Raw genomic sequence first — 931 nt, 5'->3', positions numbered from 1 at the left:
ATGTCGCGAGCCGCGGAATGCGATTGAGGACGATGCGCAGAATGCGTTGGTCGGGGCAGGATGTCGGCAGGTGCAGGCGGATTTGCGTCTTCATCTCGACCACCCGCGCAGCGATCTTGATGAGGCGCAAACGCAGCCTGTCGAATTGCGCGACGGCAAAGCTGGAGCGTTTCGGCATCGCAGCGCGCAGGCCCCACATGAGCCAGTAGGCGCCGGCATGCAGGAACAGCCGGAACTAGTTGGCCGTCGCTCTTGTGCAGGACGTTCGGTCGGCGGCGAGATGCGTCTGCCAGGACTTGATGTGGTTCTCGGCCGCTCCGCGCCGGCAGTAGACATCCTCGTAGAGCGCCTTGGCCTTTCCACCGGCGATGTTGGTGACGATGAAGCGGGTGTCAGCACCTTGGACGCCGACCTCGACCCGCGCTATGATGCGCTCGACGCGGCTCCAGCTGGCGGCCCCATCCAGGAACTCCTTGAACCTGCGGACCTTGTTCGTCTTCGGTGACGCTTCAAAGCGCGCCGTCGTGCGGGCTTCCAGGTCCGCGACATGCTTGCGCAGGGTCGTGGTAGGCGGTACGCCGAGGATGAAGTCGACATCGTTGGCGCGGCACCAGTCGATGATCTGCGGGCTGCAATAGTGACCGTCGGCCCGGATCCGGATGTTCGGCCAGTTGCTCCGGATCGCCCGCACCAGGCGGCGCAGGTGAGCGCGGATCTCAGCCCCACTTGGCCGCTTGGCCGGTTGCAGGACAGCAGCCACGAACCGGCCGTCGCCATCGAACACAATGATCGGCTGGAAGCCGTACTCGTCGTGATGGGCATTGAAGAGCCGGAGCTGCTGGTTGCCGTGCACGGCGTCAAACGTGTCGTCGATGTCGAGCACGATCCGCTTCGGAATCTGCCAGAAGGAGGCGCAGTAGAGGTCGACCAT

Annotated in this window: 1 pseudogene; it reads right to left on the bottom strand. The window is 64.1% G+C overall.

What is annotated here, in order from left to right:
- Nucleotides 1-931, bottom strand: a pseudogene (locus NKG95_RS34165) (IS1380 family transposase); the annotation flags it as partial.

The organism is Mesorhizobium sp. M1423, from assembly GCF_040317575.1.
GTDB lineage: Bacteria > Pseudomonadota > Alphaproteobacteria > Rhizobiales > Rhizobiaceae > Mesorhizobium.
Note: the sequence above shows the minus strand (reverse complement) of the source record. Positions and strands in the feature narration are given on the sequence as shown.